At 63.7% G+C, this 21501-nt stretch carries 20 protein-coding genes; 11 read left to right on the top strand and 9 right to left on the bottom strand.

The features are described 5' to 3' along the window. The coding region (locus VNH11_26335) for a hypothetical protein (GenBank protein HVA49913.1) at positions 1-619 on the bottom strand (619 nt) is incomplete at its 3' end. Between the two features lie 113 nt (positions 620-732). On the opposite strand from VNH11_26335, the gene VNH11_26330 reads away from it, so the two are divergent. After that, entirely contained in the window at positions 733-1440 is a 708-nt protein-coding gene (locus VNH11_26330; GenBank protein HVA49912.1) for a sensor histidine kinase, read from the top strand. A gap of 71 nt (positions 1441-1511) precedes the next feature. Here the strand turns inward: VNH11_26330 and VNH11_26325 are convergent, their stop codons facing one another. The 3 genes from VNH11_26325 to VNH11_26315 all read right to left on the bottom strand — a co-directional run bounded on the left by VNH11_26325 (position 1512) and on the right by VNH11_26315 (position 4610). Further along, positions 1512-2153 carry a Uma2 family endonuclease gene (locus VNH11_26325; GenBank protein HVA49911.1) on the bottom strand — a complete coding sequence of 214 codons (642 nt, stop codon included), beginning with the start codon at positions 2151-2153 and terminating at the stop codon, positions 1512-1514. A gap of 35 nt (positions 2154-2188) precedes the next feature. Beyond that, positions 2189-3541 (bottom strand): DUF1501 domain-containing protein, encoded by a 1353-nt coding sequence (locus tag VNH11_26320; protein HVA49910.1) that lies wholly within the window; start codon positions 3539-3541, stop codon positions 2189-2191. 103 nt (positions 3542-3644) lie between these two features. Further along, complete coding sequence (locus tag VNH11_26315; protein HVA49909.1) at positions 3645-4610, bottom strand: NAD(P)-dependent oxidoreductase; 966 nt, start codon at positions 4608-4610, stop codon at positions 3645-3647. Positions 4611-4858: 248 nt separating this feature from the next. Between VNH11_26315 and murB the strand changes: the two genes are divergently transcribed. Both murB and VNH11_26305 read left to right on the top strand, forming a co-directional pair. Next, positions 4859-5737, top strand: coding sequence for a UDP-N-acetylmuramate dehydrogenase (murB, locus tag VNH11_26310; protein ID HVA49908.1), 879 nt, complete (start codon positions 4859-4861; stop codon positions 5735-5737). A 242-nt stretch (positions 5738-5979) separates the two neighbouring features. Beyond that, positions 5980-6885, top strand: coding sequence for a hypothetical protein (locus VNH11_26305; GenBank protein ID HVA49907.1), 906 nt, complete (start codon positions 5980-5982; stop codon positions 6883-6885). A 23-nt stretch (positions 6886-6908) separates the two neighbouring features. On the opposite strand, the gene VNH11_26300 is transcribed toward VNH11_26305, so the two are convergent. Next, positions 6909-7277 carry a hypothetical protein gene (locus tag VNH11_26300; GenBank protein HVA49906.1) on the bottom strand — a complete coding sequence of 123 codons (369 nt, stop codon included), beginning with the start codon at positions 7275-7277 and terminating at the stop codon, positions 6909-6911. 414 nt (positions 7278-7691) lie between these two features. On the opposite strand from VNH11_26300, the gene VNH11_26295 reads away from it, so the two are divergent. The 3 genes from VNH11_26295 to VNH11_26285 all read left to right on the top strand — a co-directional run bounded on the left by VNH11_26295 (position 7692) and on the right by VNH11_26285 (position 11922). Beyond that, positions 7692-8519, top strand: a complete 828-nt coding sequence (locus VNH11_26295) for an OmpA family protein (GenBank protein HVA49905.1) — start codon at positions 7692-7694, stop codon at positions 8517-8519. Between the two features lie 234 nt (positions 8520-8753). After that, positions 8754-9368, top strand: a complete 615-nt coding sequence (gene hisH / locus VNH11_26290) for an imidazole glycerol phosphate synthase subunit HisH (GenBank protein ID HVA49904.1) — start codon at positions 8754-8756, stop codon at positions 9366-9368. Positions 9369-9498: 130 nt separating this feature from the next. Next, positions 9499-11922 carry an efflux RND transporter periplasmic adaptor subunit gene (locus VNH11_26285; GenBank protein ID HVA49903.1) on the top strand — a complete coding sequence of 808 codons (2424 nt, stop codon included), beginning with the start codon at positions 9499-9501 and terminating at the stop codon, positions 11920-11922. A 46-nt stretch (positions 11923-11968) separates the two neighbouring features. On the opposite strand, the gene VNH11_26280 is transcribed toward VNH11_26285, so the two are convergent. Continuing rightward, the gene (locus VNH11_26280; protein ID HVA49902.1) at positions 11969-12355 is read right to left on the bottom strand and encodes a methyltransferase; all 387 of its coding nucleotides are present in this window, start codon (positions 12353-12355) and stop codon (positions 11969-11971) included. A gap of 73 nt (positions 12356-12428) precedes the next feature. After that, on the bottom strand, positions 12429-13244 hold the full coding sequence (locus VNH11_26275) for a hypothetical protein (protein HVA49901.1): 816 nt from the start codon (positions 13242-13244) through the stop codon (positions 12429-12431). Positions 13245-13305: 61 nt separating this feature from the next. Here VNH11_26275 and VNH11_26270 point away from each other — a divergent pair, with 61 nt between their 5' ends. Genes VNH11_26270 through VNH11_26260 form a run of 3 tightly spaced genes read left to right on the top strand, consistent with a single transcriptional unit; the run spans position 13306 to position 15865 of the window. Next, positions 13306-13914 (top strand): RNA polymerase sigma factor, encoded by a 609-nt coding sequence (locus VNH11_26270; protein ID HVA49900.1) that lies wholly within the window; start codon positions 13306-13308, stop codon positions 13912-13914. 4 nt (positions 13915-13918) lie between these two features. Continuing rightward, positions 13919-15595 carry a hypothetical protein gene (locus VNH11_26265; protein HVA49899.1) on the top strand — a complete coding sequence of 559 codons (1677 nt, stop codon included), beginning with the start codon at positions 13919-13921 and terminating at the stop codon, positions 15593-15595. Between the two features lie 57 nt (positions 15596-15652). Then, entirely contained in the window at positions 15653-15865 is a 213-nt protein-coding gene (locus VNH11_26260) for a hypothetical protein (GenBank protein HVA49898.1), read from the top strand. Between the two features lie 6 nt (positions 15866-15871). Here the strand turns inward: VNH11_26260 and VNH11_26255 are convergent, their stop codons facing one another. Further along, positions 15872-16606 (bottom strand): DUF4058 family protein, encoded by a 735-nt coding sequence (locus VNH11_26255; protein ID HVA49897.1) that lies wholly within the window; start codon positions 16604-16606, stop codon positions 15872-15874. 108 nt (positions 16607-16714) lie between these two features. Continuing rightward, on the bottom strand, positions 16715-17221 hold the full coding sequence (locus tag VNH11_26250) for a hypothetical protein (protein ID HVA49896.1): 507 nt from the start codon (positions 17219-17221) through the stop codon (positions 16715-16717). A gap of 774 nt (positions 17222-17995) precedes the next feature. Here VNH11_26250 and VNH11_26245 point away from each other — a divergent pair. Together VNH11_26245 and VNH11_26240 are read left to right on the top strand one after the other, a co-directional pair. Then, entirely contained in the window at positions 17996-20746 is a 2751-nt protein-coding gene (locus VNH11_26245) for a serine/threonine-protein kinase (protein ID HVA49895.1), read from the top strand. A 94-nt stretch (positions 20747-20840) separates the two neighbouring features. After that, the gene (locus tag VNH11_26240; GenBank protein ID HVA49894.1) at positions 20841-21218 is read left to right on the top strand and encodes a hypothetical protein; all 378 of its coding nucleotides are present in this window, start codon (positions 20841-20843) and stop codon (positions 21216-21218) included. Positions 21219-21501 lie beyond the last annotated feature (283 nt).

Genomic DNA, 21501 nt, shown 5'->3' with positions numbered 1-21501 from the left:
AGCACCCTTCGGGCCGTTCCGGCAAAAGGTGCCCGTCCCCTTTTCGGACGCCGGTGCCCAGGCACGGTTCGACCAGCAACCGCACTTCGGCCCAGCACGGTTCGCCGCGGACCGAGGCCGGGCGGACCAAGAACCCCACGCCTCCGCCGGCCTCGGCAGCCAACTGCAGCCGCCGCGCGCCGCGCTGGCTCAAGCGGTCGGTCAGGCACAAGACGGCGCCGGCCCCGCCCGATCGCAGCGCCTGATCGAGGGCCCAGCTTTCATCGCGGGCCAAGGTCACGCGCACCACAATCAGCCGTTGCGGATCGATGCCCGCCATGACCGCCGCCGGTGGATAAAATGTTCCTCGGCCGTCGATCACCACCAGCGGGCCGTGCTCTTGGCAGGCCTGGCGTGCGGCCATCAGGGCCAGCCACATCGCCCCGCCGCCTTCGCCTTCGGCCAGCCACTCGACCAACGTGCCGCGGGCCACGCCCCCGTCGGGAAAAAGCCGGTCAAGCTGATCGCAGCCGGTGGAAGTGCGCGCCGCGCCGGCGGGCCGCCTGGCCTCTTCCCAGCGGCGCAGCTTCTCTTGCAATTCGCTCACCAGGGCGCGACGATGGATGGAAAAAGACGACATAGTGCTGGCACTCCACTGCTAGCATATATGTACATCGGTATCCACTATTTGTCAATGCCATGTGGACCGAAAGCCAGAGGCCCCTACCGAAGCAAATGTTATAATCCCCCGAAATGGGAGAAATACAGCCATCTTCGGAGCTCGAGCGGCGGCTGGCGGACAGCGAGCGCGAACGCGAATTTCTGCAGCACCTGCTTTCGATGAGCGAGAGCGACCGCAAGCTGGTGGCCTATGAAATCCACGACGGGCTGGTGCAGTACGTCACCGCCGCGCTGATGCGCCTCGATTCGTTCGCCGCGGCCGTTCCGGCCGACCTGGCGCGCGAGAACCTCGATGTCTCTCGGCAATTGCTTCGCGACGCCCTGACCGAGGCCCGCCGACTGATCGGCGGGCTGCGGCCGCCGGTTCTCGACGAGTCGGGCATCGTGGCGGCCGTCGAATACCTGGTCGGCGAGCAAACCGGCGAGTGTTCCATCGAGCTGGTTCACGACGTTCGCACCGAGCGGCTTCCGCCGCCGATCGAAAGCGCCCTGTTCCGCATCTGCCAAGAAGCCTTGACCAACGTGCGCAGGCACAGTCGCGCCACGCGCGCCCGCGTCGAACTGGTGGAAGAGGAAAACTCCGTGCGGCTCTCCATCCGCGACGACGGCGTCGGTTTCAACCCCGCCGACGTGCGGGCGCGTCAATTTGGATTACAGGGCATCCGCGAGCGTGCCCGGCTGCTAGGCGGCCAGGCCACGATCGACAGTGCGCCTGGCGCCGGCACGCGCATCGAGGTCGAGCTGCCGAAGCGCGAGGCGGATCTGGGCAGAACCGCATAGCGAAAACGCACCTGTGAGCGATCATCTTCGGCGACGGGCCGACGATGGGCGGAAGAGCCGTGCGGCCGATGTTACGGCCGTGGCGGGACCAGCTCGTCGACGCGCAGTTCTACCGAGACGTTGCCTGGCAGTGGCAGTGGCACAACTTCGCCGAGCCCAAACACGCACCGCTGTGCGTAGCGTCTTTCATCGACAATCGGCGTTCGATGGACCTCGATCTGGTCGTCGATCAGGTTGACGATCCAATACTCACGTATTTCAGCAGCCGCATAGAGCCCTTGCTTGATGGTGCGATCGTAGTGCAACGAACTGTCGGCCACTTCGATGACTAACAGCGCCTCGCTGGAACCAGGATGGTGATCGAGGTAATCTCTGATTTTGCCCATGACCAGCGCCAGGTCGGGTTCCGGTTCGCTCACGTCCGACAGCGTCACGGGCAACTGAGCCCGAACGCTGCAACCTGAATTGCCGGCGTGAGCCGCCAACAGGTCGTCAATTTCTTCGATCGCGATTGCGTGCCGCTTGCCGTGTGTCATCGGAGCTTCACCTGCGGCCGCCCGGTCCTTCTGAAGGATGATGCCGTCAATCAATTCAAGCGGCTGGCCGTCAATGAGAATACCGTCGGCGAGCATTTTGTGGAATTCAGCGACGCTGAAGCAAATGGCCGGCGGCGCGCGGCCCGCGACAATCTCGTTTAAGACCAAAAGGCTCATGTTCTTCGCCTCCTCGTTGCGGTTCAGCCACTATTCTAGCATACCTCCCGCAGCGGCTCCGCGTGATCGACCAGATACTGCGGCCGTCCCGAAAGGTCGGGCATGGTGGCGGTGTTCACGTCGATGCCCAGATTGTGATAGAGCGTGGCGAACACTTCCTGGAACGTCACCGGGCGGTCTTTGGCATATTCGCCCAACCGGTTTGTGGAACCGATGACCTGGCCGGTGCGCATCCCGCCGCCGGCCAACAGCGCGCAACTCACCGGCGGCCAGTGATCGCGTCCGCCTTGCGGATTGATCTTCGGCGTGCGGCCGAACTCGCCCCACACGACGACCGATACGTCGCGGTCGAGGCCCCGCTCGTGCAGGTCTTCCACCAGCGCCGAGACGCCCTGGTCGAGCATCGGCATGTGGTCGCGGGCATTCTCGAACGTTGTACCGTGCGGCCGGCCGTGCCAGTCCCAGCGGCCATACGCCAAGGTGACGCAGCGCACGCCGGCCTCCACCAGCCGCCGCGCGGTGAGAAAATAGGTGTTCAGGAGCGGCCCGGCGTCGCCATAGCCGGCCGGCTTGGGCGAGCCGTAACCGTAGCGATCGCGCACGCGCGGGTCTTCGCGATCCAGGTCGAGGGCTTCGGCCAGCTTGCTGGAAGTGAGAATGCCCATCGCCTGCTGGTTGAAGGCGTCGAGTCCTTGCATCGCGCCGGCGGTGTCGGCCGCGCGGCGGAAGCGGTCGAAGCTGCCCAACAGCGTCTGCCGGTCGTGCAGCCGGTCGAGAGTGACGCCGTTGAGCACCATGTCCTGTTGCCCGTCGGCGGTCGGACGAAACGGCGCGTGGGCGATACCCAGATAGCCCGGCTGCCCAGGGTCGGCCCAGGGCATGGTGATCATCTTCGGCGACAGGCCGACGAAGGGTGGAACGGACGGCCGCGTCGGCCCACAGAGCTTCGAGACGCACGAACCGAGCGAGGGCCAGCCGCCGGGCGGTTGTGGATTGTGCTTTCGGGCCGTCATGCACTGAAACGCGGAGTGCGCCCCTTCCGCGCCGATCATCGACCGGATGACGACGAACTTGTCCATCATCGACGCCATGCGGGGCAGCAGCTCGCAGATTTCGATGCCTGGCACGTTGCTGGCGATGGGGTTGAACTCGCCGCGGATTTCGACCGGCGCCAGCGGTTTGAGATCGACGAGATCCTGATGCGGCGGTCCGCCGGAGAGGAACACCATGATCACGGCCTTGTGCGAATTCGGTCGGCCGGCGTGGGCTTCGGTCCGCAGGATCTCCGCCAGCGACAGGCCGCCCATGGCCAGGCCGCCGATCTTCAAGAAGCTGCGCCGCGTCAGTCCATCGCAGTATTTCGCCCCATCGCCGTAAATGGTGAGCATCGGTGGGTTCCTCAATTGAACAGCGGTCGAAAGAGCCGACGACGACCAAGAACATGGTAGGGCATCCGTCCGTCGCGCTCAAGACATGCGAAGGTCGCTCTCCTCACACCACCCGGTTCTGCTCGCGGCCTTCGAAGAAGGCGACCACGTTCTCCACCACGCCCGAATTGAGCAGCTCCATGCCTTCGGGAGTCTGGTCGGCGTTGTGCGGCGTGAGCACGACTTGCTGGCAGCCAAGCAGCGGGTGATCGGCCCGCAGCGGCTCTTCGTCGAAGACATCGATGCCGGCCCCCGCCAAGTGGCCCTTGTTGAGCGCCTCCACCAACGCCGGCGTGTCGACGATCGCGCCGCGGGCCGTGTTGACGAACAGCGCGCCCGGCTTCATGAGCGTGAACTCGCGGCGGCCGATCAGGCCGCGCGTCTGGTCGGTCAGTTTGACGTGCAGGCTCACACAGTCCGAACTGGCGAGTAGCTCGTCGAATTCCACGAACCGCACTCCCAGCTCGCGGGCACGTTCGGGTGTGGGATGGAAAGTCCATGCCTGCACTTGCATGCCAATGGCCTGCGCCAGCCGGGCCAATTCAGCCGCAATCGGCCCCGCTCCGATCAGTCCCAGCATCGTTCCGCGGAGATAGGTATTTTGCATCGCCGACCAACGTCCCTGCTTCAACTCGTTGGTCTGAAACCAGGCCCGCTTGGCGATGGCCAACAGCAGGCCCAGCGCGTGCTCGGCCACGATGCCCGCCGTGCGTCCGGGCAGGTTGCGAACATCGATCCCCAGTTCACGGGCGACTTCGAGGTCGATGGCGTCGGTGCCGATGCCGCACACGGCGAAGATCTTCAGCCGAGGCAACTGCCGCAGCACGCCGGCGGGCCAGGTGACGGAGCTGCGCGAGTTGATGAGACAAGTGGCGTCGCGTGCCCGGCGGATCTTTTCGGCATCGTCGATCGGCCGGTCGCGGTAGAGCACGACCTCGCCGTAGGCGTCGAGCCGCGCAAGCTGGGGCGAGCCTTGAAGCTGCATCGGGTCGTCGCCCGGAATAACAATCAACGGTCGCGTGGCGGACATGCCCGCTCCAACTCGACGAAATCAGCCAGGGCGGCAGCGGTCGCCAGCCACGCCGAAATGAAAACAGCCAGTTTATAAAGCTGCGCAGGACGCATTCCGTGCCTGTCGTTCAAGGGTCTCGCCACTTTCCCGACTTTACAGCGACCGCGGTCGCGAAGCAATCCAGAGGTTTCCCCGCTGACGGATATAGTGTATCTTTCAGCCGCACGATGGGTTGCGAAGGGAGCGGCGACGTTGGGAAGTTTCTCATGGCACTGCAAGACGAATTCGAACCGATTTTGCGGCTGGATGAACCGCTCGCGCCGCACACCTGGTTGATGCTGGGTGGCCCGGCGCAATATTTCGCCGAGCCGCGCGACATCGACGAGTTGGCGCAGCTTGTGCAGCGCTGCCGTCAGGAAGAAATCCCCGTGCGCTTGCTCGGGGGCGGGTCGAATGTGCTGGTGCGAGACGAAGGCCTGCCCGGCGTGGTGGTCTGCCTGTCGCATCCCGGATTTGCACAAATCGCGGTCCGCGGCTGCCGAGTCACCGCTGGCGGCGGCGCCAAGTTGGGCCACGTCATCTCGACGGCCGTAGGCGAAGGACTGGCCGGCTTGGAAGCGCTGGTCGGCATTCCGGGCACCATCGGCGGGGCATTGCACGGCAATGCGGGCAGCCGCGGCGGCGACGTGGGTCAGTGGACTAAACGAGCGACCGTCATGACGCGCGGCGGCGAAATCATCGAGCGACAACGCGAAGAGTTGGTGTTTGCCTACCGGCAGAGCAGCCTCGACGAGCTGGTGATCCTGTCCGCCGAGTTCGAGCTGGAAACCGACGACCCGGAACAGCTCACCAAGCGGATGCAGACCCAATGGATCGCCAAGAAAGCCGCGCAACCGTTAGGGCACCAGCATGCCGGCTGCATCTTCAAGAACCCGCGCGGCATGAGCGCCGGCATGCTCATCGACCAGGCCGGGCTCAAGGGCACGCGCGTGGGCGCGGCGGAAGTGAGCGACCGTCACGCGAACTTTATCGTCACCGAGCCGGGCGCTACGGCGCAGGACGTATTGCGGTTGATCGAGCTGGTCCGCAGCCGGGTGGCCGATCGTTTGGGCGTGGAGCTGGAGACCGAAATCGAGATTTGGTGACGAAAGGGTTCAGGGTTCAGGGTTCAGGGTTCGGGACTTTGGACTTTGGACTTTGGTCTTGGGTCTTGGGAATTCGGATTCCATTCATAGCGCCATGCGCCAGTCCCTCATCCCTCATCCCGCATCTGAACCCTGAACCCTGAACCCTGAACCCTGAACCCTGAACCCTGAACCCTGAACCCCGAACCCCGAACCCCGAACCCCGAACCCTGAACCCCGAACCCTAGCACGGAGGTTAGGCCATGAAACGTCGCGAAGAACCCGCCCCAAAGCCGCTCCCCACGCCGGCCGTTGCGAAGAGCAAGAACCCACGAGCATGGCTGATTGCGGCGAGCTTGCTGCTGGTGGCGATTGGCAGCGGGGCCTACGCTGTTTGGCGGTCGGTGCGCCCGCAGGTGTTGGCCTTGCCGCAGTATGTCATTACGGCCGAGAACGTCACGGTCACGCCGCCGCCCAAATGGATTCGTAGCGACGTGAAAAGCGAAGTGGTCCGCGATCTTAACCAGGCAGGGCCTCTTTCGGTTCTCGACGAGGATCTCGGCGAACGGTTTTATGAGGCGTTCGCGGCCCATCCGTGGGTGGCCAAGGTCGAACGGGTCTTGAAACGGCCGCCGGCGGGCGTCGAAGTGACCCTCGTCTACCGTCGGCCGGTGCTGATGGTGCAAGTAACGGGCGGACTGTTGCCGCTGGACGCCGAGGGAGTGCAATTGCCGACAGCCGACTTCTCGCCGTTGGAGGCGCGGCGGTATCCCCGCCTGAGCGAATTCGGTGCTGCCATGCCGCCTCCGGCGGGCACGCGGTGGACCGATGCCCGCGTCGTGGCGGCCGCGGCCTTGGCGGCACTGCTCATCGACTCCTGGGATGAGCTTGGGCTGCACCATTTGGCGGTCGCAAGCGATCCGTCAGCCAGCGCGGGCCAAATCGAATTCGACCTCTTCACCCAGGCGGGTACGCGGATCGCGTGGGGCGCGGCGCCCACGGCGAAGCCCGAAGGCCAAGCCGCCGCGACGGACAAGCTCTCACGGCTCCGTCGTTATCACGCCGAGCACAATACGCTGGAAGGCAGCCGCGGACCACAGGTGCTCGATTTGCGGACGCCTCATGGCGTGGAGGCCAGCCCGCGGACCGCCCGTCGCCCAAACAAGTAGTGCTCGCTCGGCCGACGACTGCACTAGAACCCGCCGCCGATTCCGAAGCCCAGACCGTTGTAATAGCCGCCGATCATCGGGGCGCCGTAGCCGTAGTAGCCGTAACCGGGGCCGTAGAGGCCGGGGTAGCCGTATCCATAACCATAGCCGGGGAAGCCGTAACCGTAGCCATAGCCGGGGTAGCCCCCGAAGCCGCCAAAGCCGCCGCGATAATAAGAACCACCGCCGAAGCCTCGATACCCTCCAAAGCCTCCATAGCCGAAGCCGCCGTGGTGATGTCCGTAGCCGCCGAAGCCGCCGAAGCCGCCAAAACCGCCGTGGTGTGCCAGCGCCGGCGTGGCGCTGAAGGCGAGCATAGCAAGCAGTGCAAGTGGCAGCAAAAACCGTTTCATGACCCAACTCCTTCCCTCCATCGAGAGGTCGGGCCGTGCCGACCCTTCAGTGTACTCCTCTCGTGTACTTCGCCATCATTTCAAGGCAAGCCGCATGCCATATCACCAAAGCCGCAAAAAACAGCGGCGATTCGCGGCTCATTTCTGCTTCCCTTCGATTCCCAAGTACCATCGAGCAGTTCGGCCCGTCGTCAAAACGATGACAGGTCTGTCCTGTTTGAGACGAAGCCGTAGGCATCGCGGACGGCGTGGTTTCGCCCTCCGCTCGCACAGCCGGGGCGGCGGATTGACCTTGCGACGTACACCTGGCGTGGTTACTATCCTCGCCTTCCCGTAGGTCAGGCCCGCCGCTTGACCTGCGCCCGTCATGTCCGCCCTCCGGCGGCAAGCACATTTTTCACTTTGGGAGCCGCCATGCGCCCCCGCCCCCGCGGGTACTGGCTGTGCGTTTCGCTTTGCCTGCTGGCGGCCGGCTGCGCGCAGAACCCCTACGTGCTGCAAGGGAAGTTGGAGGGGCTGCAACAAGACCACCTGGCGCTCAGCCAGCGGTATCAGGAGCTGCAAACCCGCATGACGACGCTCGACCAGGATAACCAGGAGCAGGGGCAACTCCTGGCGCAGTCGCTGCAGCAGCGTCGTGTGTTGGAGGATCAGTTGGTCGCGGTCCGAGAGCAACTCACCGGCACAACGGCCCAGCTTGCGACCCTGAAGGAATCTTCGGGCGAGGTCGAGAAAAAAGCCGAAATGCTGGCTGCGTCTGCCAAGCGACGAATCGGCGCCAGCATCTCCGCCAACAGCAGCCAGGCCAGTTCTCTGGCCCCGTTCGACTTTCCCGGCGTTCCGTCACGCATCGACGGCGACGTAATCCGCGTGGAGTTGCCGGCCGATCGCCTGTTTCAACCGGGGGGCGCCCAGCTTGGACCGGATGCTCCGGCTCTGCTCGACGCCGTCGCAGCCGCCCTCGCCCAGCAGTATCCCGACCATCTCGTGGGCATCGAAGGCCACACCGACAGCGCGCCGGTCAACAACAGCCGTTGGTCGAGCAACCATGTGCTCTCCGTCGGCCGCGCCATGGCGGTCTACGACTATCTTGCCGGCCGCACGCGATTGACCTCGAAGCAGCTCTTCGTTGTCGGGCACGGCGCCAATCACCCGATCGTCTCCAACGCCACGCCGGCCGGCCAAGAGCGCAACCGCCGCGTCGAGCTGGTCATCTACCCGGAGCGCCTCGGCGGCAGGTAAATTTGCAATTTGCAATTCGCAATTCGCAATTTGAAATGGTCGTGAGAGGCGCGGTTGCCGGTGCGGCCGCGAAGATTTCAAATTGCAAATTGCAAATTGCGAATTGGTCATTGGTGCTGCGCCGGCGCGGTTACGTCTGTATCGGCTCGTCCGCTCCGCCAACCGACTTGCCGAGCCGCGATTCCACACTTTAAGCTGTTGATAGACCGAACGCAGAACGAACTCAGGTGTGGAATGATCGCGATTGTCGACTACGGCATGGGAAACCTGCGCAGCGTGCAAAAAGGGTTTGAGCACGTCGGGCATGCCGCCACGATCACCAGCGATCCGGACGCGATTCGCGCGGCGTCCAAGGTGGTGTTGCCGGGCGTGGGAGCGTTTGGCGATGCGATGCACGAGCTTCGACGCCGTGAGCTCGTCGAACCGGTGAAGCAGGCGATCGCCGCAGGGAAGCCGTTCTTGGGCATTTGCCTGGGACTGCAGCTCTTGTTCGACGTAGGGCACGAGGGGGGCCGACACGAGGGCCTTGGCGTGCTTGCCGGTGAAGTGGCGCGGTTCGACTTGCCTCACGAATACAAGGTGCCGCACATGGGGTGGAACCAACTCGAGATTGTCCGCCCCGCTCCGGTCCTGGCCGGTCTCGCCAGCGGCGCCCACGTCTACTTTGTACACTCGTTTTACGTCGTGCCACGCGACCGCGAGATCGTTGCGGCCGAAACCCGTTACGGCGCGGCGTTCCCTTCGATGGTGTGGCGCGACAACGTGTTTGCCACGCAGTTTCACCCCGAAAAGAGCCAGGCCGATGGCCTGCGAATCTTGCGGAACTTCGCCGAGTTCCGCGAGGGGTAAGCAACCGCGTCGCCGGCGGGCCGGCGAACCGCAAGCTTGCTCTGTCCCAACTTGGCTTTCTCTTGGCACGCAGAGTGCAATCGCTGGCGGCCACACAGAGAAGGCACTCATTATGATCCGGACCGATTCCTTGCCCTGCAGTCGACGCGACTTCGTCTTCAGTCCGTTGGGCAGCGACGGCAAATTCGTCGTCAAAGACCCGCGGCGGCAAACTTATTTTCGCCTTGGCCCGCGCGAACGCCTGTTGCTGGAGTTGCTCGACGGCCGCAACGGCCGGGCCTCGCTGGGCCAGAAATTCCGCCAAGAATTCAATGAAGAGCTGACCGACGAAGACATCGACGGGTTCTTGCAATTGGCGGCTGCACGCGGGTTGTTGGAGACCTTCCCGGACGCGCCGGCCGTCGAGCCATCCCCGCTGGATAAAAAAGTTCCACCGCCGCTCTCGCCGGCGCCAGTCAAGCCGCGGCCGGCCGGCCAAAACCTGCTGGCCTGGCGAAAAACGCTGTTCGATCCCGATCGCTTCTTTACGGCGGTTGAGCCGCACGTGCGGTTCTTCTGGACGCGCGCCTTTTTGGTCCTCTCCGCCGTGCTGATCGTGACCGCTGCGATCGACTTGTGGCTCAATCGAGACCAATTCGTCAGCGACCTGGCCGAAAACCTTCGCTGGCAAACACTGGTGCTGGGCGGCCTGGCGCTGCTCGCGGTGACCGCGCTGCACGAAAGCGCCCACGGCCTGACGTGCAAGCACTTCGGCGGGGAGGTACACGAAGTCGGTTTCCTGTTGATCTTTTTTATGCCCTCGTTTTTCTGCAATGTGTCCGACGCCTGGCTCCTGCCGCAGAAAGGGAAGCGGCTGGCCATTACCTTTGCCGGCGGTTACTTCGAGTTGGTTCTTTGGGCACTGGCCGTCTTCGTCTGGCGGCTGACGCTCGAAGACACCCTCATCAATTACCTGGCCTGGACCGTCGTTTCTGTTTCGGGCGTGCGCGTGCTCTTCAATTTCATGCCCTTCGTCAAGCTCGACGGCTATTACCTGTTGAGCGACATTCTCGACATTGCGAACCTGCGGCAACGGGCACTCGATCGCGTGGCCGCGCGGCTACGGTGGCTGTTGTGGGGCGCGGCCCGTCCCCAGCCCGACACACGCGAAAAAACATTGCTGGTCTACGGCGTACACTGTTGGTGCGCGTCGCTGGTCATGTTGTCGGGCGTGTTGTGGGCGATGGGACGGCAGATCGACGGCTACATCGGGCATTGGGGCGCGGTGATCGTGCTGGCGCCGCTGGCGCTGGCCGCGGGCCGGGTCATGTTTCAGGGTCTCAATCAGGGAGAAGCCACACAAATGGTGCGCGCACGACCGCTTCGCAGCTTGTTCTGGGGCGCTTCGCTGACCGGCCTTTCGGCGGTGCTGGGCCTGGTGAAGATCGAGCAACGGGCCACCGGCGATTTTGAAGTGCGGCCCGCCACGCGCCTGCAGGTGCGGGCGCCGCTGGCCGCGTTCGTGAAAGAAGTGGCAGGCGACGAAGGAGACCATGTCTCGGCCGGTGAGCGGGTGGCCCTGCTCGAAGTGCCCGACTTGGAGAGCAAGACTGCCGGCAAACAGGCCGAAGTGCGAGAGACCGAAGCCCAGTTGAAGCTGCTGCAGGTCGGCACGCGGCAGGAGGAGATCGACGACGCCCGCGAGCGCGTGGAGCGGACGACCGAGTGGCGTGACTTGGCCAGGGCCGATCTGGAGCGGAGCCGCGAATCTTTCGAGGAGAACTTGGAGCGGCTCGGCCAGAAGATCGTCGAGGCCCAGGCGTCGCTCCAGCAGGCCCTTGAAACCACCATTCGCTGGAAAGGGCTGTACCGGAAGCGGGTCGTAACAGAACAGCAGTTCCACGAAGCACGGACGAATTACGAGGTCGCCAAGGCCCAGCTTGCCCAGGCCCGCAGCGAGAAAGCGGCCTTGGAGAGTGTCGGCACGCTGGAGGCCGAGAAAGAGTTGGCCCGGCGCGAAAAAGAACTGGAAGAAGCCAAGGCGGCCTTGACCCTGCTCGAAGCCGGATCGCGGCAAGAGGAGATCGAAGCGGCCGAAGCCTCGCTGGCCCGGCAAAAGGAGGAACTGGCCTTTCTGGAGGAGCAGCAGAAAAAGCTGCCGCTTTACAGTCGAGTGGACGGGGTCATCGCCTCGCCGCATTTGAAAGACCGCGTCGGCGAGTACATTCAGCAGGGCGACCTGGTGTGCGAGATTCAGGAAGCCTCATCGCTTGAAGTCGAGATCACGGTTCCGGAAGACCGCATCTCCAAGGTCAAGCCTGGACAGTGCGTGGAATTGAAGGCCCGCGCGCTTCCCTATGAAACGTTCGAGGCCAAGGTCGAGCGGATTGCGCCGGCGGCCGAGAGCGGCGACCATCAAAGCACGGTGGTGGTTTACAGCCGGTTGTTGAACAAATCGACGAATCTCAAGCCCGACATGACCGGCCACGCCCGCATCTATTGCGGCAAGAAACCCATCGGTGAAATTGGGCTGGACTACGTGCTGCGGTTTATCCGGACCGAGTTCTGGTGGTAGTATCCTGACCGGAATGCTTCAAGCCAAAGTCTTTTCAGGGATGCAGTCAATTGGGAAGGGCCAGCGCCTGGCCCAGCGAGTAGAGGAGCAAGGCGAGATACATCGGGTGTCGCGGCCACCGATAAACGCCTTGAGTCACGAGCTCGTGCCGGTCGCGCAGCTCCAACGTGATCGACCAATTCGTTCCCAGGTCGGTATGAGAGCGGTGAAAGAGCCAAAGCCCGAACAAGAGCAACAAGCTGCCAACGGCCAGCGGAACCGGTCGGAGCGAATAATCCGCAAAGGCAAAGGCTGGGCTCAGGATCCAGATCAAGGGAATGAAAAACGCGACCCAGGCGATCGTCAGCAGAACCAGCTCAAGAGCGTCACGGTGGCTCTTGGCAACCGGAACCATCTGACTTCGCCTCACGTGCGGCGCTCGAATTGCGATCATCGCCGCGCTCGCCATGAGAACTACCGATTTTGCGATCGAAGGACTCATTAGTTTATCACCTCGCGGCATCCACCTACGGTGAACGATCGCGTTGGGCCCACGTCTTGCCATTGAGCTTGACGCGGGGCAAGGCGGTGCGCAGGCGAGCGAGTTGCTCGCCGCTCAGCCGCCGCTCGTCGAGCACAAGCACTTCCAGGCGCCGGCATTTGCCAAGCGACTCCAGGGCCTCGTCGCTGAGGTCGATCACCGGGAGCTCAACGAACACGAGCTTTTCACACGCGGCAAGCCGGCAAACGCCGGCATCGGTAATGCTTGTCCTTGCGAGGAACAAGAAAGACAACTCGCAAGGGCGCGTGCCGCCTTGCGATGCCAGATCGATGATTCTGGCCAGGTCGTCGTCGGAGAAGCTGGCCCGAGTCACCTCGCAAGTGATGTTGCGGCCGCAAGGCATGCTGATCGTGATGGTGCCGCCGTTGACGACCGCCTCCAACTCGGTCCTGAGCTGCTGATTTACAGCAAACCCGCGCTGGTTTTCTCGAAAGCCGCTCATCGCCAGCGCAAAGAACGCGGACGCAATTGCCGTCCACCACAAAATCGCGCCGAGGCTAAATCGAAACCGCCACTGGCCGCTTCGCAGCCGTTGACGTTCGAGCTCGACCGCCAGCACCAGGAAGGCGGCGACCCCGCAGAACGGCGCGAATAAGCCGAAGGCGTTGATGGGCATCTCGGTGAACTGGTTCACGGCCGCCGCGCCCAACAGATTGATCGCGAACACCGCCGCCATGAATGCCGCGACGCGGCCCCAGCGAACGCGAAGCCGCCCATCGACGTCGCACACCCACCTCAACTTCGATGATTCGCCGGCAGTTGGTTCGCAAGCAGGTGACACGGTGGTTTACACTTAGACGAAAAACGTCGCCCAATTCGTCTTAACGGATAGGAGGCCGAACATGCAACCGCCCTTGCCCACGATTTCGCCACGTCCGCCGAGCTACGGACCGGTCTTGCCCATGAAACCGCCAGCAACGTCGAGCGATACAGGCAGTGCCTGGCCGCGGTCGCGCTCCGAGTTCGCAGAACTCGTCGAAACCTACGCCGACCGCCTGGTCCGACATGCCTTTCGCCAGACCGGCAGTCTGCACGACGCTGAAGACATCGTGCAAGAGGTTTTTGCCAGGGCGTTCGACGGTACGCGGACGCGTCCCGTCTCAGCGATCGGTCCGTATCTGTATCGCGCCGTCGGCAACGCCTGCATCGACTTCCTGCGCCGCCGCAACCGGGCGGCGCTGTTTTGCGAAGGAGTCGACGTCGACGAGTTGCTCAGCGCCGCAAAGGGTCCGCCTGAAATGGCCCAAGCGACCGAAGAGCTGCGCCGCATCGAATCGCTGTTGCGGCAATTGCCCGCCGAACAGGCCGAGGTGGTCCGACTGCGGGTTTTCGACGAGTTGAGTCTCAACGAGATTGCCGAACTTACCGAGTGCTCCATTAACACCGTTTGCTCGCGTCTGCGATATGCCTTTGCCAAGCTGCGCGGCGCGATCGGCGAGAAACGAGAGTGATGCCATGAACTGCCGCGAATTCAACCAGGTTCTCGACGAATTGCTGATCGAAGGTCCCGAAGTGCTCGATCGCCCCGAAGCGTCCGAACATTCCGCCCAATGCCCATCCTGCGCCTGGCAGCAGGCACGGGCCCGGGATGTGCTGGAAGCGATCGCACCATCGCACCGCGTCCGGGCCTCTGCGGGCCTGAAGCAACGCGTCGTGAGCGCGTTTCCCGAAGCCGAAGCGTTGCCCAAGAAGCCAGCCGGGCCCGGACTATTCGTCGGCCCCTACAAACCCGAAGCGCCAGCGAGGAGTCCCGGCGCGCCGGGAGACCTGTCCTCGCTTGCGCGTCGGGTTGGCGTCCGCGCGGCGCTGGTCCTCGCGGCGGCGGCAGTGGTCCTGCTCGCCGTCAGCCTGTCGCGCCATACGCAGTCGCCGGGCCCCGGACTGGCTGCGTTCAGCCTGCTGTCGCAAGCGGCGGCGGCTGAGGCCCGCTTCTTCGCCGATGACCACCTCGTCCAGTTGGTCAACGAAATCGTCGTCAAGCCGGTCTCCGACGCCGAGCTGGCCGCCATTCGGTGGATTCCGCTTGTGTCGCTTGGACCGGACGGCAAACCGCAGTCTAGTCAACTCAAGCTGGCGGCCAAGCCGGGCGAAAGCTACACCGTCCGCGATGCCGCCTGGTACGATCCGCCGACCGGCCGTTTTGCCCGTGTATTGACGGTCGATGGCCGGCCGCTGTTCGCCCATTCGTTCGACGGGCAGGCGATCTACACGCTTTCGACCGACGACCAAGGCGGACTTCGCGTCGAACGCGCCGCCGTCAGCGACGAGTTTCGGCCGCCCAAAAGCCCGGCTGAATTCCTGGGGATTGCGGCCGGGCTGACGAGTGTGCTCGATCGGAAAGATCGCCGCGACCTGGTCAGCGACGCCGGCCGCACGACACTCGGCGACGGCTCGTCTGCCCGCGTCGTCAAGCTGGGCTTTGGCCCCATTGGCCAGGCCGACAAGCAAGTTGACGCTTTCTATCGCGTCGTCATCCGCGACGACGATCACACGATCGAATCGTTCGAGTTCGTCGTTCGAAAGGAGTCGCTGCTCGTCGTGCGGCGAGCGAAGTCGGACGAGACGGGCGAGCCGTCGGCCGGCTGGGACCTGGCCAAGCTGAAGTCCGCCGCCAAACAGGGCCCAACGCCAGCGGGGCTCGGCGTGCTGGCCGACCTGGTCAAGCCCAACGTCACCGTCGAACAAATGGCCGAGCGCGCCGACTTCCCGGTCTACGTATTCAGCCACGCCCCAAGTTGGGCCAAGGAGCGGCAGATCATGGACATCCTCGATATTGTCAGTCCGCCGCACCGAATGTTCGCCGCGACGTATCGTGCCCAGGACGGCCGGCACGTGGTGTTCGTGCAGGCCCACACGTTCAACGAGAAACTCGGTCCGCTGGTCGCGGCGGGCAAGCTGGTCTACACGTCGCCTGGCGGCGTGAAGGTCTACTCCGGCGCACACGACGAGCAGGCCGCCGAAATCCTGCTGCAAAGCGCCCGTGCCGTGCTGCGCGACCCGCCCGCGAAGGACCGCACCGGTTACCTGCTGACGACGCCCGACGGCACGCACCCGGCTTTGGCGATCAACGGCCGGCTCGGCGACGAAGAGCTGCACGAGTTGATCGACAGCCTGGAGCCGGTAAGAAAATGACGGCGTGGCTACTTGCCGTCGGCTTCGCAGCAGCACTATCAACGAAGGAGGGTTATCGTGCGACCGAATCGTGACCTTACGGGTATTGGCGGCTTCGAGTCAAAACTCGCTTCGAAGCTCGCCCGGCTGGCCGCTCTCGGCTTCCTCGGTTTCCTTGGCGCCTTGGGGTTTATTCCCGGCTGCCACCGGCTGTTTGGCTTCTCCGGCTTCTTTGGATTTTTTGGATTTCTCGGCTTCGCCTTCATCATCGAGTGGAGATCTCGACGGTGAGTGAATTCAGCGGATCCGCAATACCCTGCAGGTCTCCTCATAGCTCGCCTCCAGGTCGAGAGACACGAACTGTGTTTCAGACAACCACACGGGAAGCGACGGAAGCGGCTCCCCGATCGCCAGAGGCTGGAACCAGCTATCGACCTTTGCCTGCCAGGTTCCCGCTCTTTTTCGGCATGTTGCTGCGTAGATCGAGGGAGGATGATTGGTGCCCAGGTCTGAGTGCCCGAGTAGTGCCAGTAGCTCCGAGTACAAATTGAATTGGCGGATCGTGATCGGATCGACGATCGACACGCACACGTCTTGGCGCAGCAAATTGAAACATTTGGCGACAAACAACTGCCGACTCTCGGGCCGGTCTTTATTCGCCGGGCTGACGATCTCGACAGCCGCCACCAGGCGGCGCTCGCGCTGGACGTCGAAGATCAGGACTTCGTAGGCATATTGTTCGGGGAAGTCGGCATCGATCGTGAGCGTCGGCGCCGGGCAGGCTTCGATTGAAGTTGCGACGCTGCCACTCGCAATCGGCGCGGAATCAAAGCCGCCACGCTCGCCATCTTGCTCAAAGGCAGTCACGTCGATTTCATAATAGCTTCCCAGATGGACGCGCGGTTCCGCGACGAAGCCGTCCGGCAGTCTGGGCGCTAGCTCTTCGACGATTCGCATCGGCCATCCGCCGTGGAAGCCTTCCCACGAAGAGCGTTTGGATATCGGCGGGTGAAAATGGTCGCGCAGCGGCATTGTCTTCTCTTCAGCGATTATAGCCGCCGCCGACGGCGTACACCATTCGCACGCCGCCCAGTCGCTCAGCCGCCCGGCAAAGTCGCCTGGTTAAAGGCCCGCCGATCGTCACTCCGGCCTCGCCTCCGACTCGATGCGAATCCGTGGCCGAGCACGCATCGGTCGGCCGTTCACCGCCGCCTTGGCCGCCGCGCCGCCGCGCAACATCCCGACTTTATCCTGGGGCACGAGATCGTCGTCGATGACTTGCAGGAGCTTCGATATGCAAAGCTTGTTGACGCTCGTCTCCATGCCCGTCGCCTCGGCGCGCAGAGCGATGTGCAGGCATTCCGGCAGCCGGACCGTAATCACCTTCGTCAGTTCCTTCGGACGGTCTTCGTCGTCTTCCATCTTCCGCAGCATGGCGATCATCTGCTGAATGGCCGCATATTCATCCGTCCTCTCGAATGCTGCCCGTTGTTCCTTGTGGGGGAATACCTTCCATATGACGCCTTCCATTCCCAGCACCTTCTTGAAGAAGGCGATCCAGTCGGGCTTGGAGGCAAGGATCTCTTCGGCCGCCTGATAAACTTCCGCCGCTTTTTCCTCCATTGACGCTCGGCCTCTTCGAGCCATGGTCGACTCCCTTCGCTTGGGTTTGAATTTGGTCCCGCTGAAAATCAGCTAGCAGGTCGGCCTAATTCTTCGCTCGAGTCAAGCGCGCGACCGATAGCATTACACTGCTGGCACTTACGGCGATAGCACTGACCTGCCTATTTTCTTGGCAGCCCTGCCCGTTCGTCGCGCAGAGGCCGGATGCACAAAAAGCAGGCAGACGCCTCTTTTTGCTTTCGCCAAAGTGTCCCGTGTGGACGTTGCGCGAAAAGAGCGGCTTTACCGGGGCAAACCGCGACGATGGCACTCCTAGTGTCGTTTACGGCAAGGGTGACGGCCAATCGCGCTGTCAGTCGTCGATTGATGGATGGCAGGCGGTGGCGGCGCTGGCTGGGCAGAGCTTGGCCGCTACCGACGCGACCTCCAGGACACGCTCTGCGGCCAAGCGATGCCCGGTGCGTCAAACCGGGGCAGAGCTTGGCCGCAGAGCGTGTCCTCAAACCAGGCCCGTCCTGGCCAAGCTCTGCCCCAGCCACCGCGGCCGCTTCGGATTCATCGAAGGAACGACTGACAGAGCACTTGGTAGGACATCCGCCGCCGCGCGGTTGACCTCATTCAAGGCGGCAAATACGATAAGTGGGGTTGTCGGCGGCGGCAGCCACATCCATTTTCACCAACAGACGTTCGTCTGGGGGCATGTCGGCCGGTCGCGGAGCGTTCACATCAACCGCGGCGACCAGGTCCGGGGGGCGAAGCCGCGGAGGGGGCGCAAAAATAGCTTAACCGGCGAATCGGATGAACAGCGCAAGTTCCAGTCAGCGAATTCCCTTGGCGGCGGCAGCCGGCGACGGTGTCGACCGGAGCGGCGCCACGCTGCCGGGCGACTTGGCCTGCGACCCCGATCAAGCCACCGTGATTACGCAGCGTCCTCCGGCCAACGGCAGCGGCGTTCCGCGGCCGACGGGACCTCACGAGCTGGCCAAGCAACTCGCCGGCGAGCGTTTGAACCACTTCCAGCTTTTGCATTACGTCGGCGGCGGCGGCATGGGCGCCGTCTTCAAGGCGCTCGACACGATGCTCAATCGCGAGGTGGCTCTCAAGGTGCTTTCGCGCGACCAGGGCGCCGAGGAAGACACCCGCCGCCGCTTTCAGAACGAGGCCCAGTCGGCCGCCCGGCTCGATCACGAAAACATCGCCCGCGTGTACTACGTCGGCGAAGACCGCGGTCTGAACTATATCGTCTTCGAGTTCATCGAGGGGGTGAACCTGCGGGATCTGGTCGAGCAGAAGCAGACGCTGCCCTTGCCGGAGGCCCTGAGTTACACGCTGCAAATCGCCTACGCCTTGGCCCATGCCTCCAGCCGCGAGGTGGTGCATCGCGACATCAAGCCCTCGAACATCATCATTACCGGCGGCAGCCGTGCCAAGCTGGTCGATATGGGCTTGGCGCGCTTGCACCAGGTGCAGCCCGACGGACAAGACTTGACGGCCAGCGGCGTCACCCTGGGCACGTTCGATTACATCTCGCCGGAGCAGGCCCGCGACCCGCGCAGCGCCGACGTGCGCAGCGACATCTATTCGCTGGGCTGTACGCTGTACTACATGCTGACGGGCCGGCCGCCGTTTCCCGACGGCACCGTGCTGCAAAAACTCTTGCAGCACAACAGCGACGCTCCGCCCGACCCGCGTGAATTCGACCCCTCGCTGCCGGCGGGCGTGTCGGCCTTGGTGGGCAAAATGTTGGCCAAAGATCCCTTGCGCCGCTATCAGGCTCCCAGCGATTTGGTGGCCGATCTGCTGCTTCTGGCCGACCAGATCGGCTGCCCGCTCCGCGGGACCGAGCGGCCCGACTGGGTGATTCCCAGCGAGACCCGCGCCTTCTCTGCGTCGCTGACACGCCACCTGCCGTGGATCATTCCGGTCTCGCTCTTGTTCGCGGCAGTGATCCTGGCCGGACATCCCCTCCCCGGACTCGACTCGCCCGGCGACGCGGCCGCGGTCGCGGACCTGATTCGCTCGCGGCAAAGCGCCGCGGCCAGCTCAAAGGCCGTCGATGAAGACGACAAAGAGGATCTCGATGTCCGGGACGCTCGCGCGTCGTCGTCCGCTGGCCAATCTCGCCGCCTCGGTAGGACAGATCCCTCGGTCGAGCAACCGATGACCGCCGCCGCCGTCGAAGAACGGTCGAACGATCAACGCACGGCATCTGCTCCGCCGATGCCGGGTGGCACGTCGGTTTCCGATGCCAAGTTATCGCCGGTCCGCCCGGAGCCGGTTCCGCCGTCCGCGGTTGTCGCAGACAAGTCCGACGCGACGACGGCGCAGCAGACCACCGTGCCGTCGCCCGCCAAGATCGACGAGGCCGCGCCAGCGGAGCCGTTGCCCGACGGGCTTCTCGTGGTGGGCGACGGTCTGAAAGGACCGCGTCACTACGGCAGCCTGGCAGAGGCATGTGCGGCGGCGAAAAACAACGACGTGATCGAGCTGCGTTACGACGGCGCTCGACGCGAGTTTCCCCTGCTGCTGCACAACCAGCGAATCGAGATTCGCGCGGGAGCCGCGCGGCGTCCCGTGGTGCTCTTTCGACCCGGCGACACGAACCCGATTGCCACCGACCGCAGCATGTTCGGCGTATCGGGCGGAAGCCTGAAGCTGACGGGAGTCGCCATCGAGCTGGACCTCTCGGAAGCCGCGCCGTCGGAGAACTGGTCGCTGTTCACGCTCGATCAGGCCGACGCCCTGCGGCTGGAACAATGCCTGCTGACCGTTCGCAACGCGACGCCTTCCGGCGACGCATATCACGACAAAGTGGCGTTCATCACGATGGGCGGCGGTGGCGGGGCCGAGCCGATGGTTATGATGCCCAAGGCCATGCTCCCGTTGCCGCCGGCCCAGGTCGTGCTCAACAACTGCCTGGTCCGCGGCGAGGCCGACTTGCTGGTCGACCGCGACCTGAAGCCCGTCGATTTTTCCTGTGTCAACGGACTGGTGGCGATCAGCGAGCGGCTGTTCGTGGCGGGCGAGGGCGGTTCGATGCCGCAGGAGGGCGTGCGGGTGCGCGTGGCACTCAATCGTGTGACGGCCCTGGTGCGCAAAGGGCTGTGTCGCATCGCGGCCAGCGAGGCCGCGCCCACCATGCCCGAAGTCGAGATGCGGCTGGACGAGACCGTCGTGATTTCCGACGCGCCGGAGGCGGCTTTGGTGGAACACGTCAGCGATGCCGGCGCCGCCGATTTGCAGGCGCTGTTTCATTGGGAGGCCGTGAGCACGGTCTACAGTGGTTTCCGCACGTTTTGGAAAATCGGCCCGCGAGGTTCCGCCTCGGCCCGCGAGCTGAAAACGTACGACGAGTGGACGGAACTTTGGCCCGACGAAAAGCAGCGGACCCGCGCCGGGCCGCTCGACCGGCAGATCCTGGCGTCGCGCCGCCCGCTGGACACCGCAATCCCGGCCGATTTCGCCGCCGAGGCCGAGAGTGACGGCGACGCGGATGACGATCCAGCGGCGGCCGGAGTCGATTTGAACCTGCTTCCCCGTACGCCGTAGTCTTGACAGTGCCGATGGCGCAGGTTTTATTGGAACCCGTGGCAGCCGCGGCAGCGCGGGGAACCATTACTGAAACTCCTGGGAGAATCTCTGCATGAGAAGGGTCATTTTGATTGTGTTGTTCGCCGGGCTGGCGTGCGGGTTGCTATCGAGGCAGGCCGGCGCACGGGCACCGTACTTGAAGGAGTTCAAGGAGAAATATGGTGCGGGCGACGAGGCTTACGCCAACCTGATTGAGGAGACGAAGTGCTTCATTTGCCACGTTGGCAAGAGCAAGAAGAACCGCAACTCCTACGGCATTGCCTTGAGCAAGGTCGTCATGAAGAACGAAAAACAGAAAGCCAAGATCGCCGAAGCCTTGGGCAAGGTGGAAGAGGAAAAGTCGCCCGACGGCAAGACGTTCGGCGAGTTGATCAAGGAGCACAAGCTGCCCGGCGGTCCTCCGCAGAAAGAAGATCCGCAGAAAGAGTAGTGCTCTGCCAGTCGTCGATGGATCGGCTAGAGGAGTGTAGGGTGGGACTAGCGAGCTTGCGAGCGCCGGCCCACCGTGTTCAGGAGCCAAGCGTCAGGCAAGTGGCCCTGACGCCTGAAACCTGGCGCCTGACGCCTTTGGTTGGTGGGCCGGCGCTCGCAAGCTCGCTCGCTCCCACCCTTTTCTAGCTTGGTCAAGAGGCAGTAGTTAAGCAATTGACGGCCCCCCATCTCCGCACCGCAAGCGGTCGTTTTTTGCAAGCGCGAAAAACGTCAACGGTGGC

It is taken from the genome of Pirellulales bacterium (assembly GCA_035533075.1).
Lineage (GTDB): Bacteria > Planctomycetota > Planctomycetia > Pirellulales > JAICIG01 > DASSFG01.
The sequence above is the reverse complement of the archived record's forward strand: the minus strand, read 5'-3'. Positions and strand labels throughout refer to the sequence as shown.